Here is a 20990-nt window from a genome sequence, read left to right as displayed (position 1 = left end):
GGCCCCGTTCGTCAGGGAATGAAGTTGAGCCCCTCGGGGAGATCGCCCTGGATCGGCACCTCGAACAGCGGGCCACCGTTGTCGGGATCGATCACCAGCGCGCCGTTGTTTGCGAAGAAGGCCGCAATCTGCGACTGCGCACCCACCGCGATCGGTAAGGCGGCCGTCACGCCGATGTTGGTGAGGAAGGTGTGCGGGTTCTTCGGAATGCCCTGGTTGCCCGCGAACGCCAGATCGTTGCGGTAGTAGGTCACGCGATCCTGCAGACCGCCCGCGCGCACGAGGGCCGTGCTGGTCGGGTTGGGCACGGTCACGTCGCCTTTGGCCACCTGCACGATCACCGGCTTGGCCGCGTGGCCCTGGGGCGGGTTCTGGCGGATCAGCGACGCGTACGACACCGGGTTGCCCGATTGCTGCACCCATTCGTTGCGGTCCAGCAGCTCGGCGATGGCCATCGCGCCGGGAACGCTGTTCACCACGGGCGGCAGATCGCGCAGCGGGATGTTCTCGTTGAAGCGGAGGTTGAACGGGAAAGGCAGGCCCGGATCGGACGGCAGGTTCAACAGCACCGGTTGACGCGTCGCGAGGCTCACCGCGGTCAGGACCCGGAAGTTCGGGCTCAGGCGCGCGATCTCGGTGATGGAGCCACCCGGCACGTTGGGCACGCCGGCCTTGATGTTGCGCTCCACACCCAGCAGCATGGTGCCGTAGATGCCGCCGAAGGACTGGCCGGCGTAGTAGATGCGGTTGGGGTCGAGGTCGCGTGCACCGTCACCATCGGCGTCCATGCCCACCTCGATCTGGCGCACCAGCTGCATCAGGTCGATCACGGTCTGGCGCAGGCCGTCGCGGCTGCCCACGATGGTCTGCGTCGCGGCGGCGTTCACGCCCTCGGTGCTGTCGATGACGGTGTTGCCGTCCTGGTCGATACCGCGGCCGCCCGCGGGCACCTGCACCGGCGCGCCCGCCTTGGGCAGCACGTTCAGCACACCCTGCGCGCCGCCGCCGTGGCCCACCACGTTGATCGACAACGTCGCTATGCCTTGCGAGGCGAATACCGAAGCCACCGTCCACGGCGCGCCGTACATGCTGTCGGTGAAACCGTGGCCGAAGATTGCGACCGGCCAGCCGCCCGCGGGTTTGGGCGATGAGGGCAGGAAGAGCTGGAACACCAGTTGCTGGTTGCCTTGTGGTTGCGGCGTGCCGGTCAGCGTGGCGGTGGCCGGAATCACCTTGTCCTCGGTCTGGTATTCGGGCGAGCTGTAGCGCCCGTAGGCCACGTGCCCCACGGCACCCGCCACCACCTGCAGCGCGGGCGTGGGCAGAAAACTTTCCGTGAACACCGGTGCCGCGCCCGTCTGGCGCTTGAACTGGATGCCTGCCAGGTCCGCCACCGGGAACAGGGCGCGAACAGCGCCGCCATTGCCCACCATGAAGTCGGCCGGCGCCGGCGTACTCGCCTTGATGCGGCGCTGGATCTTGAGCAGGTCGCCCGTGGTGGACTGGGTGGTGAACAGCGAGGCCGCCACCACGTTGCGCCCGCCACCGCGCGCCACGGGCAGTGCGTCGCGCAGCTCCCGTTGGTGCGCGTCGCCCCTGCCCAGAAAATCCGCCGATTTGAGTTTTTTGCCCTGCGCATCGCGAACCGCATTGGTGACCACCACCAGGTAGCGCGAACGCTCCTGCAGCAGTTCGTCGGACTCGAACGCCAGCGTTTTCGTCTCGGGATCCCACACCACCTGGTTGATGCCCACCTTCTGCCCGAACCCGCGCAGCGTGAGCACGTCACCCAGGTTCACCAGATAGATGCTCTCGCTGTTCACCGACGCAGGATCGATGTCACCCGTGAACGGCACCGTGATGCGAGGCTGCGTGGAAAATCCGTCGAGCGTGTTGATCACGTCGAAGTCGGCGCAGTCGCTCGGTCGGGTCTTGCAGTCGGGCTTGGGCAGGTTCACGCGGCGCAGCGTTGCGTTGCCGAAGTCGGGCACCGTGAAACGGTTGCTCGGGAACGGCGACGCCTCGGCGTCATAGCGCACCGACACGCCATCGGCCTGCGCGAGCGCAGGCAGCAAGGCGAACGGCAGGGCAAGGATCAACGCCCACCGCAAGGGGCGGGTGCTTGGCTGGGTCATGGCTTGTCTCCTGAGGGTGGCCGCTCATGCGGCTCGTGTGCCGGGGCGCTTCTCTTCGTTCTCGCTGCTCCGGCGCGGTTATAGGCGGGGCCCGATGGGCGCGCCAGTGGGGGCTCGCGTTTTCCCTGAGGCCGTGCACCCATGCGATGTCGCCTGCGCGACGATGCTGCAGTGCGGAACCCGAACGGCCCGCGTGGGTCCACCCAGACGCAGAAGGAGAGCCCATGTTCAAGACCTTGAAAGACCTGCTCGATCAGATTTCACGCGAGCTGGCACCCGACGCCCCCAGCCCGCCCGGCGAACACACCCTGCACCTGGCCACTGCCGTGCTGCTGGTGGAGGTGATGCGCGCCACACCGGAACTGCACGAGGACGAGCGCGATGCCGTGCTGCGTGCGCTGCGGCGCAAGTTCTCGCTGGCCGACGACGAACTCGAGCGGCTGATCGAACTCGCGCACGACACCGCACGCACCAGCAACGACTACCACCGCTTCACCAGCCTGCTCAACGAGCGGTTCACCCAACCGCAGAAGATCGCGGTGATCGAGGCGATGTGGGAAGTCGCTTATGCCGACCAGCACCTGGACGTGCACGAGAACGCGGTGATCAACAAGGTGGCCGGCCTGCTGCACGTCACCCACGGTGAATACATCGCGGCCAAGATGCACGCGCGCCAGACGGTGCTGGGCAACGTGGACTGAGGTGGCGGACGGGGCTCCGATCGGTTGCAAAGTCGTCTTCGATCTTTGCGCACGCTCTGCCAGGGGTTTACGCACGCGACACACACGCCGCGCACGATGAAGGCTCCTCAACCGCTCCCGGAAGGAGACACGCCATGAAAGCCCGTGAACTGCTCTCGATCGCCGTCGCGACCGCCACGCTCGCGATGAGCACCGCGACCTTCGCCGACGACGACCGCCGCGGCCACCGCCGCCACCATGACGGCCCGCGCGTGGAACACCGCCACGTGGAAAAGCACGTGGTGCGCCACGGCGATCGCCGGCACGTGGAACGTCACGTGGAGCGGCATGTGGTGCGCCACGGCAACCACCACCGCCGCGTCGAGCGCCACGTGTACCACCACGGCCCGCGCGTGGTGCACCGCGACGTGCGCATCGTGCACAAGGGCCCGCGCTGGCACCGCGGCCACTACGTGCCGGTGGAATACCGCCAGAGCCGCTACGTCGTGCGCCACCACCACCCGCAGCTGTACGCGCCGCCGCGCGGCCACCACTGGATTCAGGTCAACGGGGAATTCCTGTTGATCGCGGCCGCCACGGGTCTGATCGCCCACGCGATCCTGAACCACTGACACGCCGGCTCGCTACCATCGCGGCATGAATCGCCGCCAACTCCTCCCCACCATGGCCGCACTCGCGGCCATGGGCTTTCTGACCGCCTGCTCGCGCGAGCCCGAAGCGCCGCCGGCCCCACCCATCGACCGCAGCCAGGCCCTGCAGGTGCTCGCCGCCGAAGGCAAAGGCTTCACCGTCGGCACCATGATGGCCGCCAACACGGTCTACGTGCTGTTCGACCCGCAGTGCCCGCACTGTGCCAACCTGTGGCAAGCCTCGCAACCGCTGCTGCGCCAGGCGCGCTTCGTGTGGTTGCCCGTGTCCATGCTCAACGCCAAGAGCCTGCCGCAGGGCGCGGCCATCCTCACCGCAGCCGACCCGGTGCAGGCCATGGCCGAGCACGAGAAGAGCCTGATCGCCGGCCAGGGCGGTATCTCCGCCTCGGCCAGTATCCCCGACGAGGTGAAGGCCGCCATAGAGCACAACACCGCGCTGCTCAACCGCCTGGGCGGCGACGCCGTGCCCTACATCGTGGCGCGCGACCCGCAGGGCGGCGCGCGCAGCGTGGGCGGCGCCATGCCCACCGCGCAACTGGCCGCCTTCATCGGCCTGACGGGGGCCAACTGAGCGCACCGCGGGCTCGCCAGCGCCACCTGATGGCGCGCGCCGGGCGCGAGGTGCGCTCGTTGCTGCGTCTGGCCGCGCCCCTGGTGGCCGGCCTGTCGCTGTCGACCGGCGTGATGCTGGTCGACACCGCCATGCTCGGCCCGCTGGGGGCGGTGCCCCTGGCAGCGGTCTCGCTCACCACCAGCGTCATCATCATCTTCTGGGCCGCGCTCTACGGCTTCGCGGGGCCGGTGGGCCTGTACGCGGGGCGCGCGTACGGCGCCATGGACGCACCGGGCATCGGCCACGTCGCGCGCCACGGCTTCGTGCTGGCGCTCATCGCCGGCAGCGGCGGCGCGTTGCTCATGGCCGCGGTGCTGCCGCTGCTGCCCTACATCGGCCAGCCCGACGACGTGCTGGCCGTCATGGGCCCCTACTGGCTGTGCCTGAGCGCCTCGATGGCGCCCTTCACCGTGACCATGGCCGCCAAGAACCTGCTCGACGCGACCGAGCGGCCCTGGACCTCGGTGGCCCTGACCACCGTGCCGGTGGGAATCAACGTGTTCCTGAACTGGGTGCTGATCTACGGCAATCTGGGCGCGCCCGCGCTCGGCCTTACGGGCGCTGGCATCGCCAGCCTGGTGGCACAGACGGTGGGCGCGATCGTGATCTGCGCCTGGGCGCGGTACGCGCCGGCCACCCGCGCCTGGTGGGGTACGCCCCGCTGGGAGCGCACCGAGTTCGGGCGCCTGTGGCGCGAGGCGCTGCCCATGACCACGCAGTACTTCCTCGAGGGCGCATCGGTGGCGGTGGCGGGCGTGCTGATCGGCCTGTTCGGCACCGTCGCCCTCGCCGGCAACCAGGTGGCGATGTCGGTGGGCGCCACGCTGTACATGCTGCCCATGGGCATGGCCGGCGCGGTGAGCATCCGTGTGGCGCAAGCGGTGGGCGCACGCGAGCACCGGCGCATCGCGCCGATCGGCTTTGCCGGGCTGGGCGTGGTCACGGTGTGGATGGGCGCCATCGCCCTGCTCTTTCTCACCAGCGGTGCCACCATCGCCGGTTGGTTCGTGGACGACGCCGCAGTGATCGCCGCCGCCGCGTCCATCTTCTTCGTCTACGGCCTCATGCAACTGGCCGACGGCGTGCAGTCGGTGAGCCTGGGCGCGTTGCGCGGCCTGCTCGACAACGTCTGGCCAACACGGGTCTCGCTGATCGCCTACTGGCTGGTTGCGCTGCCGCTGGGTACGCTGCTGGGCTTCGGTGCCGGCTGGGGCGCTGCGGGCATCTGGGCGGGCTTCGGCGTGGGCCTGCTCGGTGCCTCGGTGGCGTTGCTGCGACGCTTCCTGCAGCAGACGCGACAGCGCCCGCGCTGAAGGCCGAAACGCTCGCTACCATTCGCCTCCATCCGCCGGCACCGCCAGCACAACAGGAGCAGCCCATGGGCAAGGAACAGCGCAACGAAAAGATGAGCAAGAAGCCCAAGAAGGACACCAGCGCCCCCAAGGGCCCGGCCACGTCCGACCGCCCGGTCGCGCCGGTCACGGCAGTGATTCCGCGCGGCAAGGAAAAGAACAAGTAAGGCGCGTCGCGCGCCGATGCGGCGGCGCGCGAATCCCGAAGTCGCCGCTGGGTGACGATGGACGCCGGGCCCGCGCCGGCGTACCGTGAAGCGCTCTCGTTCTCCCACGGAGGCTTTCATGCGTTGCTTCAATCTCGCGAGCGCGGCGCTTGCCGCCGCCACCCTGGCCGGCTGCGCCGGGCACAGCGCGCACCACCACCCCACCATGCAGGGCGCCATGGACGGCCGGGCCCACGGCAGCATGCACAGCGGCATGCACGCTGCGATGCACGCCAACCCCGCGCCGGCCACCGCACCGGCGCGCGTGAGCGCCAGCACCCCCACCCTGAGCAGCGGCTACAAGAAGGTGGCTGCTGCGCCCAACGCGCGCCTGTACTTCGTGAACCTGGCCAACGGCCAGACCGTGAGCAACCCGGTGCGTGTGGTGTTCGGGCTCTCGGGCATGGGCGTCGCGCCGGCCGGGGTGGAAAAGGAAGGCACCGGCCATCACCACCTGCTGGTCGACGTGGCCGAGTGGGACGCCAACGCGCCGCTGCCGGCCAACGACAACTTCCGCCATTTCGGCCTGGGGCAGACGGAAACCTCGCTCACGCTCGCGCCCGGCATGCACACACTGCAGCTCGTGCTGGGCGACCAGAACCACATACCCCACCACCCGGTGGTGGCGAGCGAGCGCATCACGATCACGGTGAAGTGAGTCAGGCGGCGGCGCGGCCGAGCTGCTGCAGCTTCTGGCACCAGCGCGCCACGCCTCTCTCGCCCAGGCTGTCGACGTTGCCGATCAGCGTCTCTCGCACCGGCGCAAAGCCGACGAAGCCGAGCACGTTGCGCTCCAGCGATTTCACGCTGTGCGCGCGGAAGTACCAGCGGTACACCACCGCGGGCATGCCCATGGTCACGATCACGCGCGCCGAGCGCCCGGACAGGGGTTTGCGCGCGAACAGCGACTGCCGGTCCTGCGGCACCGCGAACCCCGGTCGCGCCACCTGCTCCAGAAACGCCTTCACCAGGGCGGGCATGTCGCCCAGCCAGAGCGGAAAGCACAGCACCACGTGCTGCGCCCACTGCAGTTCGGCCTGCACGGCCTTCAGGCCGGCATCCAGCTCACCGTGGGTCCAGGCCTCGGCGCTGCGCAGCAGGGGGATGTCGAGTTCGGCCAGGCGCACGCGGTGCACCGTGTGGCCGCCCGCTTCGGCGCCGGCGGCATAGGCGTCGGCCAGCGCGCGGTTCAGGCGCTGGGGCGAACCATCGGGATGGCCTTCGATGAGCAGCACACGGGCCTTGTCTGCCATGCGTGCATCGTGCCCTGGCCGCTGGCCCGCGCCTTGACGCGGATCAAGCCGTCAGCGGCGGCGCGGCCGCCCGCGAGGCCGTTCGTCGCCGAAGCGCTCGCGCTTCAAGCGCTGTCGCTCGGCGTCGGCGGCCTGCCCGGCCTTGAGCCAGGCCAGGTACTGCGTGGGCGTCTCCAGCGTGATGCGGCCCATCAGCGCTGCGCGGAAGTCGGCAATCACCAGCTCTGCCGCCTTCTGCGCATCCACCCGACCACCACTCACCAAGGCGCCGCGCTGGCGGCCGATGGCGTCGAGCATGTCCTCCGCGGGCATCTGCGCCAGCGCGGCATCGCTGTCGCCCAGCCCGTAGCGCGCGCGCAGCAGGCCCGGGTAGGCGAGCTTGAGGTTGTCCAGCAGCTCGTAGGCCACTTCCTGGTCGTCATAGGCGTTGCGGCCCACCGCCCCGCTGGCCGCCAGGTGAATGCCGCTCTGCGGCACCACGATGCGCGGCCACAGCACGCCGGGCGTGTCGTACAGGTACACGTCATCGGCCAGCGCCACACGCTGCTCGTTGCGGGTCACACCCGCTTCGTCGCCGGTCTTGGCGGAGCGCTTGCCCATGAGCGTGTTGATGAGCGTGCTCTTGCCCACGTTGGGCACGCCACAGATGAGCACCCGCAGCGGCTTGGCCATGCCGCCGCGGTTGGGCGCGAGCTCGCGGCAGGCCGCCACCAGCGCGCGCGCCGGCGCGGTGACGCTGGCATCCAGCCCGATGGCGCGCGTGCCGGGCTGGGCGTTGTAGTGCGCCAGCCAGAGCGCGGTGCGCTCGGGGTCGGCCAGGTCCTGCTTGTTGAGCACCTTGAGCGTGGCGCGCTTCTTCGTCAGCTCGCCCAGCAGCGGGTTGGCGCTGGAGCCTGGCAGGCGCGCGTCGAGCATCTCGATCACGACGTCGATGGTCTTCACGCGGTCGGCAATGGCCTGGCGCGTGAGGTGCATGTGACCGGGGAACCACTGGACGCTCATGGAGGGGGGTGCTGCGGGCGGGCGAACGGGGAAAGGCCGGGATTGTGCCCTGCCCCGGGGTAAGCCCGCAGCGCAGGCCTGGGAGGCGCTGCCTAGAATGCCCGCGAACCGCAACGCACACGTCCTCACGAAAGGCACCCATGGCCATCACCGTCAAGATCGACCTCGGCTACGAATTCGCCGTCAAGGCCAAGGCGGCCGATGTGTTCAAGCTGCTCTCCGACGTGCCCGCGTCGGTGAGCCATTTCCCCAAGGTCGAGAAGCTCACCGACCTGGGCGGCGGCGCCTACCAGTGGGAGATGGAGAAGGTCGGTACCGCACAGGTGAACATCCAGACGGTGTACGCGAGCAAGTACACCAGCAAGTTCGACGCCGCCAAGGGCACGGGCACGGTGAAGTGGACGCCGGTCAAGGGCGTGGGCAACGCCCAGGTCGGCGGGCACTGGAAGATCACCGACCAGGGCGGCAAGAGCACCGCCATCGAACTCGCCATCGACGGCGCGGTGGACGTGCCGCTGCCCGGGCTGATGAAGATGGTGGTGGCACCGGTGGTCGAATCGGAATTCGAGAAGCTGGTCGACAAGTACGTCGCCAACCTGATCAAGAAGTTCGGCGGCGAGGTCTAACCCCCGCGCACCGCCCCGCGGCGCAGCGGTTCAAACCGTGACCGCACCCTTTGCAGGCGTTGCCGCGCGCGGGCGGCCCAGGCGGTCGGGTGAGACGTATTCCTGGCGGTAAATCTCGAACGGCAGCGTATCGGCGGCCTCAATGGCGCGCTGGTCGTCCAGCGAGCGGGCGGCCATCTGCTCGTGGCGCGCCTGCTGCGCGGCGCTCCAAGGCAGGGCCAGCAGGTGCTCATGCGTGGTGGCCGACTGCCCGCGCACGAAGCCAATGAAGGAATCGTCGTGGTGCGCGGCCATGGCCTTGAGCACGCGCGCCGAGGGCAGCAGGTCGGGCTGGCGCAGCGTGCTGCGCGCGTGCGCAACGGCCAGCGCGTGTGCGTCGGTGCCTTCCAGCTCGTCCAGTGCGTCGGCGATGGGCTGCAGTTGCTCGATGAGCTCCAGCCCCCAGTCGGTGAGCTTGACCGGCTGGCCGCGGCGCAGCAGCTCCAGCCCCGGCTCGCGGCCGCGCGCGGCCGTCAGGTGCTGGTTTTGCGCCAGCTCGCGGATTTCGCTGGGCGTGTCGGGCGGGCTGTCGGCCAGCAGGCAGTGCAGCAGAAACACATCGAGGAAGCGCAGCGTCATCGCGTCGATGCCGATCGGCTCGAACGGGTTGAGGTCCATCAGACGGACTTCGATGTACTCCACGCCGCGCTCGCGCAGCGCGTGCAGCGGGCGCTCGCCGGGGAAGATCACGCGCTTGGGGCGGATCGTGCCGTAGAACTCGTTCTCGATCTGCAGCAACGTGGTGGCGAGCTGGTTGTAGTCTCCACCCGGGTTGCGGATGCCCACGGTCTCGTAGGCGGGCCAGGGCCGCGTGAGCGCGTCATGCAGCGACGCGGCATAACCCTCCAGGCCGTTGTAGCTCACCGCCAGCGTGGCCTGCGCCTCGCTCTGGTAGCCCAGGCGGCCCATGCGCAGCGAAGTGCCGTGCGGCATGTACAGCGTGCCGCTGGCGCCGAGCTTCTGCAGCTCGTGGTTGCGGCCTTCCACGAAGCTCGAACACACCGCCGGCGAAGCGCCGAACAGCGTGAGCAGCAGGAAGGCGTGGCGGCGGAAGTTGCGGATCAGCGAGAAATACCCGTCGTTGTCCACGCCGGGCAGCGACCAGTTGTAGTGGATGCCCGAGATCGTCTGCATGCGCCGGCCGTAGCGGTGGCCCAGGCCCATGCGGTACACGCTCTTGGCGCGGCCCACGTTCGACGAACCGTAGCGCCCGAGCGGAATGGTCTCGTCGGTGGGCAGGCCGCACGGCATGCTCGATACCCACAGCCGCTCGTCGCCCTGCGCCTTGAGCGTGCGCAGCACGAACTGGTGGATCTCGGTGAGTTCGTTCAGGCAGCCCTGCACGCTGGCGTGCACGCCGGTGATGAGCTCGAGCTGTGACTCGCTGTAGTCGGTGGTGATGTGCGGGTGCGTCAGCGCGCTGCCCAGCGGGGCGGGGTGCGGCGTGAGCGCGAGCTTGCCGTCGGGCTGCGAACGCAGGCTTTCCTTCTCGATGCCACGGCGCATGCCGCGCAGGCGATCGGGGCCCAGGGCGGCCAGCCGTTGTTGCAGTGCAGACATAGAGGGGCTCTGACAGGCGCTGTTTGGCAGCGGGGGCCGGAAGTTAACACGGCTGCGCGGTTTCTGCCGACGCCTCGTCGGGGCATCCCCAGCGGGCCTGGGCCTGCTGCAGCCAGGCCTCGAGGCGGCCGGTTCGTGGTGTAAGCGCAGCTCGTCGAAGGCCTGCTGCGCCTCGGGGTGGCGGTGGCGCAGGTAGTTGAGCCATTGCTTGAGCCGCCCGGCCCGGTGGCGCCGCTCCACGCGCGCGCTCACACGGGCCCAGAACAGCGGCAGCAGCGGCACGATGCGCCACCACGGCACCGCCGCACCACCCGTCACCTGCTGCGCCAGGCCCGGGTCGGTGATCTGCCCGCGCCCGATCATGAGGTGCTCACAGCCGGTGATGGCGCGGCAACGCTGCGCGTCACCGGTGGTCCAGATCTCGCCGTTGGCGATCAGCACGGGCCGCTTGGCCGGCAGCGCCTGCGCCACCTGCGCGATGCGCTCCCAGTGCGCGGGCGGCTTGTAGCCCTGGGCCTTGGTGCGCGCGTGAATCACGAGCTCGTTCGCCCCCGCGTCGGTGATGGCGAGCGCGTTGTCCTCGGCGCGCGCGTCGTCCATGTAGCCCAGGCGCATCTTGGCCGACACCGGAATGTGCGCCGGCACCGCGCGCCGCACCGCCGCCACGATCCGCCCCACGAGTTCGGGCTCCTCCAGCAGCACCGCCCCACCCCGGCTGTTGTTCACCGTCTTGGCCGGGCAACCGAAATTGAGGTCGATGCCCGGCGGATGCAACGTGGCCAGCCGTGCCGCGTTCTCCGCCAGCAATATGGGGTCAGAACCCAATAACTGCGGGCGAACCGGCACGCCGGCCGCGGTGCGCCCGCCGTTCAACAGCTCGGGCACCACGCGGATGAACGCGCGCTCGGGCAGCAGGGTGTTGGTGACGCGGATGAACTCGCTGGTGCAACGGTCCACCCCGCCCAGTCGCGTGAGCACGTCGCGCAGCGTGGCGTCGAGAAGGCCTTCCATGGGGGCGAGCAGCAGCATGGGGGCGTATTGTCCTCGGGGAGAATCTGCGCATGTCTGTTGTTGTGTCTCTCTCCGGCAAGTCCGGTGGACGGCGACCGGGGTATCTGGCTCCGCTCATGTCCCCCGGGCCGGCTGCGCCGGCCCTCCTCCTTTATGTCGCTACGCCAGACACCCCGATCACCGCCCACCTCGCGGCACTCGATGCGGGCGCGCTCGTCCATAACTTGAGCTCGCGGGTGATGGGTGCTCTGCGTAGCGACATAAAGGAGGAGGACCGCACAGCGGTCCGGGGGACAGTCGCGGAGCAGAGTACCCGTCGAACGCGAGCGTCCGCGAGTTCAAGGTGAGTGATCCCCTAGAACCGATCCACGAAGACGAGCACCTCATCGTCCTCGACAAACCGAGCGGCCTGCTCGCCGTGCCCGGCCGCGGCCCCGACAAGCAGGACTGCCTGAGTGCGCGTGCCCAGCAACGCTGGCCCGACGCGCTCATCGTGCACCGGCTCGACATGGCGACTTCCGGCCTGATCGTCATGGCGCGCGGCATCGACATGCAGCGCAAGCTCTCGATGAGCTTCGAGAAGCGCCGCGTGCACAAGCGCTACACCGCCGTGGTGGCGGGCGATCTGCGCAACCCCGAGCCCGCGAATGGCTGGCAGACCATCAGCCTGCCGCTCATGATCGACTGGCTCAACCGGCCGCGCAGCATCGTCCACCACGGCATGGGCAAGCCCAGCCACACGCGCTGGCGCATCGCGCCCGATGACCAAGGCGCGCACGCGGACATCGGCACCCGGTTAGAACTGGAGCCCGTGACCGGGCGCACGCATCAGTTGCGTGTGCACCTGCAGGCCATCGGCCACCCCATCGTGGGCGACCCGCTCTACGCCAGCGAGGCCCAGCGCGCGCTGGCCGATCGCCTGCTGCTGCACGCGGGCTGGCTCGCGCTGCCGCACCCGGCCACCGGCGAGACGATCGAATTCCACTCCCCCTGCCCTTTCTGATTCCAAAGCCACGATGCAACACCTCACCGTACTCACCGGCGCCTCGCGCGGCATGGGCCTGGCCATGGCCCGCCAACTGCTCGCCCCCAACCGCCTGCTGCTGTGCCTGTCGCGCCAGATCAGCGCCGAGCTCGAGGCCGAGGCGCAGCAGCGCGGCGCGCATCTGGTGCAGTGGTCGCAGGACCTGGCCGACACCAGCGGCGCACGCGAGCGTCTGGCCAACTGGCTCGCCGCGCTCAAGCCTGCCGACTTCGCCAGCGCCACCCTCATCAACAACGCCGGCGTGCTGCCCGCGGTGGTGCCGCTGGGCGAGGTGCCCGAGGCGCAATTGGTGAACGCGCTGCGCGTGGGGCTGGAGGCGCCGATGCAGCTCACCGCCGCCTTCCTGGCCGCCACCGGTGCCTGGGCGCAGGCCGGCTGGCAGGGCCCGCGCAAGGTGCTCAACATCTCCTCGGGTCTGGGCCGCAATGCCATGGCCTCGCAATCGCCCTACTGCGCGGCCAAGGCCGGCATGGACCACTTCACCCGCTGCTGCGCGCTGGAGGAAGCCAACCGGCCCAACGGGGCCAGGCTGGTCTCGCTGGCGCCCGGCGTCATCGACACCGACATGCAGGTGCACCTGCGCGGCAGCGCGGCCAGTGGCTTCCCGGACCGCCAGCGTTTCGTGGACCTGCGCGAGAAGGGCATGCTGACCTCGCCCGACGACGCCGCGGCGCGCGTGCTGGCCTGGCTCGATCGGTCGGACTTCGGATCGAACCCCGTCGCCGACGTCCGCGACGCCTGACCCCAGGGAGAAGACCATGCTGCAAAGGCGCGACTTCATCACCGCATCGGCTGCGCTCGCCGCGTTCGGCGCGCACGCGCAGACCAGCGACTTCTGGGCCCGCCTGCGCGAAGGCGGCAACGTGGTGCTGATGCGCCACGCGCAGACCGAGCCCGGCATCGGCGACCCGCCGAACTTCGACGTCAAGCAGTGCAGCACGCAACGCAACCTCAGCGCCGAGGGCCGTGAGCAATCGCGCCGCGTGGGCGCGGCCTTCCAGCGCGAAGGCATCCGCCTGGACGAGGTGCGCTCCAGCGCCTGGTGCCGCTGTGTGGACACGGCGCAGCTCGCCTTCGGCCGCCACACGGTGTGGGCGCCGATCAACTCGTTCTTCGGTGGCCAGGGCGAGCGCGACACGCAAACGCGCCAGGTGCTGGCCGCCGTGCGCGGCCTGCGCGCGCCCACCAACTGGATGCTGGTCACGCACCAGGTGAACATCACCGCGCTCACCGGCGAATACCTCGCCATGGGCGAGGTGTTCGTGACGCGTCCCAACGCCGACAGCAACCGGCTGCAGGTGCTCGCGCGACAGACCTTCTGAGGGGCGGCGGGTACCATCCCCGGGTATTCAACCCGCCTGCCTGGAGAGCCCCCCATGACCCGTGAAGTCTTCGTCGTCAGCGCCGTGCGCACCGCCATCGGCACCTTTGGCGGCAGCCTGAAAGACACCCCGCCCACCGCACTTGGCGCGCTCGTGGTGCGCGAATCGCTCGCCCGCGCCAACGTCAGCGGCAACGACGTCGGCCACGTGGTGTTCGGCCACGTGGTCAACACCGAGCCGCGCGACATGTACCTCTCGCGCGTGGCCGCGCTCGACGGCGGTTGCGCCCAGGGCACGCCGGCCTTCAACGTGAACCGACTGTGCGGCTCGGGCCTGCAGGCCGTGGTGTCGGCCGCGCAAAGCATCCTGCTCGGTGACGCCGACATCGCCATCGGCGCCGGCGCCGAGAACATGAGCCGCGCGCCCTACGCCAGCCTCAACACCCGCTTCGGCGCGCGCATGGGCGACGCCACGCTGGTGGACATGATGGTCGGCGCGCTGCACGACCCGTTCCACACCATCCACATGGGCGTCACGGCCGAGAACATCGCGGCCAAGTGGGGCATCTCGCGTGACGAGCAGGACAAGCTCGCCGTGGAAAGCCACAACCGCGCGCAGCGCGCCACCGAGGCCGGTTACTTCAAGGACCAGATCGTCCCGGTGATGCTCAAGAGCCGCAAAGGCGAGGTGGCCTACGCCATCGACGAGCACTTCCGCCCCAACGCCTCGCTGGACGACATGGCCAAGCTCAAGCCGGTGTTCGTGAAGGAGAACGGCACCGTCACCGCGGGCAACGCCTCGGGCATCAACGACGCGGCCGCGGCCGTGGTGCTGATGAGCGGCGAGCAGGTGAAGGCGCGCGGCGCCAAGCCCCTGGCGCGCCTGGTGGGCTACGCACACGCCGGCGTGGACCCGAAGTACATGGGCATCGGCCCGGTGCCGGCCACACAGGCCGTGCTAAAGAAGACCGGCCTGAAGATCAGCGACATCGACGTGATCGAGGCCAACGAGGCCTTCGCCGCACAGGCCTGCGCCGTGACGCGCGACCTCGGCCTCGACCCGGCCAAGGTCAACCCCAACGGCTCGGGCATTTCGCTCGGCCACCCGATCGGCGCCACCGGCGCGCTCATCACCGTGAAGGCGGTGCACGAGCTGCAGCGCATCGGCGGCAAGTACGCGCTGGTCACCATGTGCATCGGCGGTGGCCAAGGCATCGCCGCCATCTTCGAAAGAACCTGAGCCGTGTCGCGCTGGGCCGCCCCCCTCGCCGCGCTGGAGCAAGGCCTGCTGCAGCGCGACGTGGCGGCCCGCTGTCTGTTGCTGGCCGCGCTGGCCGGTGAACACGTGCTGCTGCTCGGCCCGCCCGGCACCGCCAAGAGCGAACTCGCGCGCCGGCTGCGCCGCCTGCTGCCAGGCGCGCACTATTTCGAGCGCCTGCTCACGCGCTTCACCGTGCCCGAGGAACTGTTCGGCCCGCTCTCGCTGCAGGCCCTGGAGCACGACCGCTACGAACGCCTCACCGAGGGCTACCTGCCCGGCGCGGAAGTGGCCTTTCTTGACGAGGTGTTCAAGGCAAACTCGGCCATCCTGAACACCCTGCTTGGGCTGCTGCACGAGCGCATGTTCGACAACGGCCGCCAGCGCGTGACGGTGCCGCTGGTGACGCTGGTGGGCGCGAGCAACGAGCCGCCGCAGGACGACAGCCTGCTCGCCTTTCACGACCGCTTTCTGCTGCGCGTGCCGGTGGCGCCGGTGGACGACGCGCACTTCACCGCGCTGCTGCAGACCACCGGCGAGATGGACGCGCCCGCGGCCGACGCGCTGATCGACGCACCTGAGCGCCAGGCCCTGCAGGCCGCTGCGCCCGCGGTGGCGTTGGGCAATGAAATCGTGCAACTGCTGCAGGCCGCGCGCGAACACGCACAACGCACGCAGCAAAGCGTGTCCGACCGGCGCTGGCGCCAGCTGGTGGCGCTGCTGCGCCTGCAGGCCGCGAGCCGCGCCGACACCGCCGTGAGTGCGTGGGATGCGTGGCTGCTGCCCTACGTGCTCTCGGCCAACGCCGACGCCGTGCCGGGCTGGACCGATTTCTTCGAACACCGCGTGGCCCACACCGCGCCGCTCGAACTCGACGGCCTGGAGCGCGCCGTGACCGCCTTCGAACAGCAGCTCGACATCGAACAGCGCGCGCCCAGCGAACAACAGGACGACAGCGCCGGCAAGCTCGCGCTGGCACGCGCCATCGCGGGGCCCGAAGGGCGCGACAACGAGCTGGTGCGCCTCACCAGCGAACGCGCGGGCCGCCGCTGGAGCCCCGTGCACATCGCCGCGCGCGTGGCGCAGTGCAGTTCACTGCTGCAGCAACTGGCTGATCTGCACGACGAGCTGCAACGCATCGCCACGCACGTCATGACACAGGCGCGCGCGCACGACTGGCTGCCGCCCTCGCAGCGCTTGCGCATCGAGGCCGTGCACAGTGCGCGCTGCGCCGCCGTGGCCGGCTGGCTGCAACGCCTGCAGACTGCGCGCGATGGCTTTGCTGCCCTGCCGGTGGACGAGGCCCTGCGCGCCGAGGCGCCCGCACCGATTGCGTGGGAAGCACGGTGAACCCCGCCGCGCCCTGGCACCTGCTCGACGCCCTGCCGCGTGAGTTGTGGCGCTGGGCGGTGGTGTGCAGCGCCGGCGCGCCGGCACAACGCGTGCCGCAACTGCAGCGCTGGCAGCGTGCCCTGCACGACGGCGCCCTGCCCGACGCGCAGGACGACTGGGGCGACGCCGACGCCACCCAGGCGCTGCGCCCGCTGCTGCAGGAACTGGAACTCACACAACTCACGCAGGGCAGCGAGGCCTTGTCGCGCCAGGTGCTGCAAAGCCTGCTCTGGCACCTGGACAGCCTGATCGACCGCGCCGAGGGCGAAGCGCGCGCCGACGCCATCGCCCGCATGCGCGAGCAGTTCCGCCAGAGCTGGGACGTGCAGCGCCAGGGCTGGGACGAGGTGCTCGCGCTGCTGCAATCGCTGGGCGACCTGGCCCACCTGCGCTGGGACGAACTGCAAGGCCAGCTGAACCGCCGCGAATGGACCGAGGCGCAGCGCATCGGCGAGCTGCTGGCGCGCCTGCCGCGCCTGGCCGCCTTCATCGACGCCGTGGGCCGCCGCGCGCCGGTGCCCAAGGCCGCGCCCGCCGCGCAACCGCAGCCGCGCCCCACCGCGCCACAACGCGCCGCGCGCCACCCGGCCGAAGAGCAGGAACGCCGCCCCGAACCGCACGCGGTGGACGGCGTGCACCGATCGCGCGCGCTGGCGCGGATGACCGGCGCCGAAAGCGCCCTGCTGCGCCACCCCGTGGGCCGCCGCCTGTGGCGCGCGCGCTTTGCCGAGGCGCAACTGCAAACCTACGACGACCGCGCGCCGCAACACAGCGAACGCCCCGCGCCAACGCCCGCCCCTGCGCAAGCGCACACCGCGCCGCTGGGCCGCGGCCCGCTGGTGGTGTGCCTGGACACCTCAGGCTCCATGCGCGGCGCGCCCGGCAACGTGGCGCGCGCCTGCGTGCTGCAAGCGCTGCGCAGCGCCCACGCGGGCCAGCGGCCTTGCGCCCTCATCGCCTTCGGCGGCGCGGGCGAGGTGATCGAGCGCGAACTGGCGCTCGACGCCCGCGGCCTGCAACACCTGCTGGACTGCATGGGCCAGGCCTTCGACGGCGGCACCGACGTGCAGACCCCGCTGGAGCAGGCCATTGCGCGCGTGCAGACCACCGGCTGGCACGACGCCGACATCCTGATCGTGAGCGACGGCGAGTTCGGCGTCACCCACGCCACCCTGGACGCACTGCGCGACGCCAAGGCCCGCCTGGGCCTGCGTGTGCACGGCGTGTTGATCGGCGACCGCGAAACCGTGGGCCTGGTGGAGGTGTGCGACCACCTGCACTGGGTGCGCGACTGGCGCCGCTGGGGCGACACCGCCACCCGCGCGGGCGACGATTTCTCGCCCGTGCACAGCCTGAGCCTCACCGCCTTGTATTTCCCCAACGCCATCCGAAGGCCACCGCAATGAAGCGATTCGTTCGAATACAGCGTGCCGCCGCGTTCGTCGTGATGCTGTCGCTCATCGCGTCCCTCGCGTCAGCGCAAGATTGGTCATGGGCCAATACGGCTACAAACGGGTTCAGGCAGCTGGCCAGGACAGTCAGCGTACCGCCTGCCAGCGAAGCCCGGCCGCTTCTCGGTCCCGACAAGCATCCCCATGCGGCCCAGGTACCTGACTTTGACGACCTGATCGGTCGAAACAAGGCAAAGGCGATCTTGATCGCCGACGCCAAAGGACTGCTTGCGGAGTCGTACGGGTTCGGCGTGAGCGCAAGGCGCACTCCATTGGGATTCTCCATGTCGAAAAGTCTGACCGCCCTTGCGGTCGGACATGCACTGTGCGACGGCAGCATCAAGACGCTCGAAGACCCACTTGAAAAGTACGTACCCGAAACCACCGGCACTTCCTGGGGACGAGCCAGCATCCACGATCTGCTGCGAATGAGCAGTGGGGCGCACCCCACCGCCAGTACGGGACACAAGTTCGGGGACCCGGACAGTGTTCTGGGACGCGCCATCCTCGAAGGTACGATGCACGAAGCCTTCATCGATACGATGAAACGTCAAGACGAGATGTACCGCCCATCCGGAGCGGTCTTTCAATACAACAACCTCGACACGACGGCCCTGGCGATGCTGGTGACGGCCACGAGCGGTGAGACCTTCGAGTCCTACTTTGCCCGCAAGGTGTGGCACACCTCAGGCGCGGCCAGCAAGGGCGCATGGGTCGTGAACAACCGCGGTGAGGTTTCCGCCTATCAAGGATTCAGCGCAACGCCGCACGACTGGATTCGGCTCGGACTGTATGTATTGGAGCAAATCGAACAGACCGAAACCTGCTTTGGCAGATTCCTCCAGACAGCCACCAGCCGTCAAATAGCTGCGTTTGGCGCAAGCAACGAATACGGCTATCAGATCTGGGTCAGGTGCGGGCCTGCCATTGATTTTTGCTTTGCCGGGCATGGTGGTCAGTACCTCTTCTTCAACCGTCAGCATGGCATCGTGATCTATCAACACGCCACGAATCAGCGCCTTGGCAGCGAGGGGCTGCGCGCACTCATGCCCCCGCTGATTGCGGCATTGCCGTCCAATCGCTAGCTCGTACAAGCATCCCAACCAACCATACACAAACTGTCAGGAGTCAGACCCATGCTGTTCACCACCGCCATTGCCGGCAGCCTGCCCAAACCCGCGTGGCTGGCCGAGACCCAGAAGCTCTGGCCGCAATGGAAAGCGCAAGGCAAGGAACTGGAGCAAGCCAAGGCCGATGCCACGCTGCTGTGGATCAAGGCGCAGGAGGACGCTGGGCTGGATGTGATCGGCGACGGCGAGCAGGCGCGCCAGCACTTCGTGCACGGCTTCGTCGAGCATGTGGAGGGCATCGACTTTGAAAACAAAGTGAAGATGGGCATCCGCAACAACCGCTACGACGCGATGGTGCCGCAGGTGGTGGCGCCGCTGAAGCTCAAGGGCCGTGTGCACGCGTTCGAGGCGCAACTGGCGCGCGCCCACACGAAGAAGCTGCTCAAGTTCACCCTGCCCGGGCCCATGACCATTGTGGACACGGTGGCCGACCGCTTCTATGGCGACAAGGTGAAGATGGCCATGGCCTTTGCCGAGCTGCTGAATCAGGAAGCCCTGGCCCTGCAGGCCGACGGCGTGGACATTATCCAGTTCGACGAACCCGCCTTCAACGTCTACATGGCCGAAGCGGCCGACTGGGGCGTGAAGGCGCTGGAGCGCGCCGCGCAGGGCCTCACCTGCAAGACGGCCGTGCACATCTGCTACGGCTACGGCATCGAGGCCAACGTGAAGTGGAAGGAAACCCTGGGCGAGGAATGGCGCCAGTACGAACAGGTGTTCCCCGCGCTCGCCAGGAGCCGCATCGACCAGGTGAGCCTGGAGTGCTTCCACTCGCACGTGCCGCCCGAGCTGATGGCCTTGCTGAAAGGCAAGGAAGTGATGGTGGGCGTGATCGACGTGGCGAGCGACACGATCGAGACGCCCGAGCAGGTGGCCGACACCATCGGCACCGCGCTGCAGTACGTGCCCAGGGACAAGCTCATTGCCTGCACCAACTGCGGCCTGGCCCCCATGAGCCGCGAGGTGGCCATGGCCAAGCTGGACGCACTGGCCAAGGGCGCGGCGCTGGCGCGCCAACGCTACGGGGCCTGACATGGCGCACGGCTTGCCCACGGCCGCCCCGGCCGACGCGGGGCTGTGCCCCGAGCGCACGCAACACATCGTGCAGATGCTGCAGCACGACGTGGACCGCGGCCACCTGCCCGGCGCGCACGTGCTCATCGCCCGCGGCGGCCATGTGGTGCTGGACGCCACCGTGGGCCGCCTGAACCCGGCGCGCCGCAAGGCCATGCCCGCCGATGCGATCTACCGCATCTACTCCATGACCAAACCCATCGTCTCGGTGGCGGCCATGCGGCTGGTGGAACAAGGCCGCCTGCTGCTGAGCGACCCGGTGGGCCAGTACATCCCCGGCTTCATGAACCAGCAGGTGGCTGTGCCCGGCCCGCACGGCGTGAAGCTGGTGCCGGCCGAGCGCCCCAGCACCGTGCAGGACCTGCTGCGCCACACCGCGGGCCTGACCTACGAGTTCACCGGCAACGGCCACGTGAACGCGCTCTACGCCAACGCCGGCCTGAACGACCGCCAGCAGACCAACGCCGAGCTGTGCGAACGCATCGCCGCCCTGCCCCTGGCCCACCAGCCCGGCAGCGCCTGGGCCTACAGCCGCGCCACCGACGTGCTGGGCCGCGTGATCGAAGTCATCACCGGCCAGGGCCTGGCCGAACACCTGCGCGAAACCATCCTGCAACCCCTGGGCATGCACGACACCGCCTTCCACGTGCCACCCGCCCAGCACCACCGCATTGCCGAAGCCTTCAAGCACGACCCCGACGGCGGCGTGCAGATGCCCATGCACGACCCACGCGAAGTGCCCAAGCTGGAGATGGGCGGCGGCGGCCTCATGTCCACCGCGCACGACTACGCGCGCTTCCTGCAGTGCCTGCTGAACGGCGGCGAACTCGGTGGCGCGCGCATCCTGTCACCGCACACCCTGGCCTTCATGACCGCCGACCACCTGGGCAGCACCGTGCCCCACGCCGACAACCCACTGCTGCCCCCGGGCCACGGCTTCGGCCTGGGCTTTGCGGTGCGCACCGCACTGGGCGAAGCCAACGTGCACGGCTCGGTGGGCACGTACCACTGGAGCGGCATCGGCGGCACCCACTTCTTCGTCGACCCCGAACTCGACCTGTTCGCGATCTTCATGGCGCAGGCGCCGAATCAAAGGATTCACTACAGGATGAAGATGCGGGGGGTGGTGTATGGGGCGGTGGTGGGGTGAGAGGTTGGGCGCGGCGTACCC

Annotated in this window: 20 protein-coding genes; 16 read left to right on the top strand and 4 right to left on the bottom strand. The window is 69.3% G+C overall.

What is annotated here, in order from left to right; genetic code table 11:
• Positions 1–11: 11 nt before the first annotated feature.
• Positions 12–2135 carry an Ig-like domain-containing protein gene (locus tag M3149_RS00560; RefSeq protein WP_251707389.1) on the bottom strand — a complete coding sequence of 708 codons (2124 nt, stop codon included), beginning with the start codon at positions 2133–2135 and terminating at the stop codon, positions 12–14.
• Positions 2136–2359: 224 nt separating this feature from the next.
• Here M3149_RS00560 and M3149_RS00555 point away from each other — a divergent pair, with 224 nt between their 5' ends.
• From M3149_RS00555 to M3149_RS00530, 6 genes are all read left to right on the top strand, one after another.
• Positions 2360–2836, top strand: coding sequence for a TerB family tellurite resistance protein (locus tag M3149_RS00555; RefSeq protein WP_251707388.1), 477 nt, complete (start codon positions 2360–2362; stop codon positions 2834–2836).
• A gap of 134 nt (positions 2837–2970) precedes the next feature.
• Positions 2971–3447: an RcnB family protein gene (locus tag M3149_RS00550; protein ID WP_251707387.1), complete on the top strand. Its 477-nt coding sequence runs from the start codon at positions 2971–2973 to the stop codon at positions 3445–3447.
• A 25-nt stretch (positions 3448–3472) separates the two neighbouring features.
• Positions 3473–4057 carry a thioredoxin fold domain-containing protein gene (locus tag M3149_RS00545; RefSeq protein ID WP_251707386.1) on the top strand — a complete coding sequence of 195 codons (585 nt, stop codon included), beginning with the start codon at positions 3473–3475 and terminating at the stop codon, positions 4055–4057.
• 29 nt (positions 4058–4086) lie between these two features.
• Entirely contained in the window at positions 4087–5412 is a 1326-nt protein-coding gene (locus tag M3149_RS00540) for an MATE family efflux transporter (RefSeq protein WP_251707385.1), read from the top strand.
• A 65-nt stretch (positions 5413–5477) separates the two neighbouring features.
• Complete coding sequence (locus M3149_RS00535) at positions 5478–5618, top strand: hypothetical protein (RefSeq protein ID WP_251707384.1); 141 nt, start codon at positions 5478–5480, stop codon at positions 5616–5618.
• Between the two features lie 118 nt (positions 5619–5736).
• Positions 5737–6315, top strand: a complete 579-nt coding sequence (locus M3149_RS00530) for a DUF4399 domain-containing protein (protein WP_251707383.1) — start codon at positions 5737–5739, stop codon at positions 6313–6315.
• Between the two features lies 1 nt (position 6316).
• On the opposite strand, the gene M3149_RS00525 is transcribed toward M3149_RS00530, so the two are convergent.
• Positions 6317–6910: an NAD(P)H-dependent oxidoreductase gene (locus tag M3149_RS00525; RefSeq protein ID WP_251707382.1), complete on the bottom strand. Its 594-nt coding sequence runs from the start codon at positions 6908–6910 to the stop codon at positions 6317–6319.
• Positions 6911–6961: 51 nt separating this feature from the next.
• On the bottom strand, positions 6962–7912 hold the full coding sequence (gene ylqF, locus M3149_RS00520; protein WP_251707381.1) for a ribosome biogenesis GTPase YlqF: 951 nt from the start codon (positions 7910–7912) through the stop codon (positions 6962–6964).
• A gap of 140 nt (positions 7913–8052) precedes the next feature.
• Between ylqF and M3149_RS00515 the strand changes: the two genes are divergently transcribed.
• Complete coding sequence (locus tag M3149_RS00515) at positions 8053–8538, top strand: SRPBCC family protein (protein ID WP_251707380.1); 486 nt, start codon at positions 8053–8055, stop codon at positions 8536–8538.
• 30 nt (positions 8539–8568) lie between these two features.
• On the opposite strand, the gene gshA is transcribed toward M3149_RS00515, so the two are convergent.
• Positions 8569–11166, bottom strand: coding sequence for a glutamate--cysteine ligase (gene gshA, locus M3149_RS23285; RefSeq protein ID WP_435370711.1), 2598 nt, complete (start codon positions 11164–11166; stop codon positions 8569–8571).
• A gap of 325 nt (positions 11167–11491) precedes the next feature.
• On the opposite strand from gshA, the gene M3149_RS00500 reads away from it, so the two are divergent.
• Genes M3149_RS00500 through M3149_RS00460 form a run of 9 tightly spaced genes read left to right on the top strand, consistent with a single transcriptional unit; the run spans position 11492 to position 20969 of the window.
• Complete coding sequence (locus tag M3149_RS00500) at positions 11492–12151, top strand: RluA family pseudouridine synthase (protein WP_251707379.1); 660 nt, start codon at positions 11492–11494, stop codon at positions 12149–12151.
• Between the two features lie 13 nt (positions 12152–12164).
• Positions 12165–12935 carry an SDR family NAD(P)-dependent oxidoreductase gene (locus M3149_RS00495; RefSeq protein WP_251707378.1) on the top strand — a complete coding sequence of 257 codons (771 nt, stop codon included), beginning with the start codon at positions 12165–12167 and terminating at the stop codon, positions 12933–12935.
• A gap of 16 nt (positions 12936–12951) precedes the next feature.
• Positions 12952–13515, top strand: a complete 564-nt coding sequence (locus M3149_RS00490; protein ID WP_251707377.1) for a histidine phosphatase family protein — start codon at positions 12952–12954, stop codon at positions 13513–13515.
• A gap of 54 nt (positions 13516–13569) precedes the next feature.
• Complete coding sequence (gene bktB / locus M3149_RS00485; RefSeq protein WP_251707376.1) at positions 13570–14754, top strand: beta-ketothiolase BktB; 1185 nt, start codon at positions 13570–13572, stop codon at positions 14752–14754.
• Between the two features lie 3 nt (positions 14755–14757).
• Positions 14758–16122, top strand: a complete 1365-nt coding sequence (locus tag M3149_RS00480) for an AAA family ATPase (RefSeq protein ID WP_251707375.1) — start codon at positions 14758–14760, stop codon at positions 16120–16122.
• Positions 16119–17570 carry a VWA domain-containing protein gene (locus tag M3149_RS00475; RefSeq protein WP_251707374.1) on the top strand — a complete coding sequence of 484 codons (1452 nt, stop codon included), beginning with the start codon at positions 16119–16121 and terminating at the stop codon, positions 17568–17570. The genes M3149_RS00480 and M3149_RS00475 overlap by 4 nt, the downstream gene beginning before the upstream one ends.
• Complete coding sequence (locus tag M3149_RS00470) at positions 17567–18700, top strand: serine hydrolase domain-containing protein (protein ID WP_251707373.1); 1134 nt, start codon at positions 17567–17569, stop codon at positions 18698–18700. The genes M3149_RS00475 and M3149_RS00470 overlap by 4 nt, the downstream gene beginning before the upstream one ends.
• A gap of 54 nt (positions 18701–18754) precedes the next feature.
• The gene (locus M3149_RS00465; RefSeq protein WP_251707593.1) at positions 18755–19777 is read left to right on the top strand and encodes a methionine synthase; all 1023 of its coding nucleotides are present in this window, start codon (positions 18755–18757) and stop codon (positions 19775–19777) included.
• A 1-nt stretch (position 19778) separates the two neighbouring features.
• On the top strand, positions 19779–20969 hold the full coding sequence (locus M3149_RS00460) for a serine hydrolase domain-containing protein (RefSeq protein WP_251707372.1): 1191 nt from the start codon (positions 19779–19781) through the stop codon (positions 20967–20969).
• Positions 20970–20990 lie beyond the last annotated feature (21 nt).

This window comes from Hydrogenophaga intermedia (assembly GCF_023715105.1).
Taxonomy (GTDB): domain Bacteria; phylum Pseudomonadota; class Gammaproteobacteria; order Burkholderiales; family Burkholderiaceae_C; genus Hydrogenophaga; species Hydrogenophaga intermedia_A.
Note: the sequence above shows the minus strand (reverse complement) of the source record. Positions and strands in the feature narration are given on the sequence as shown.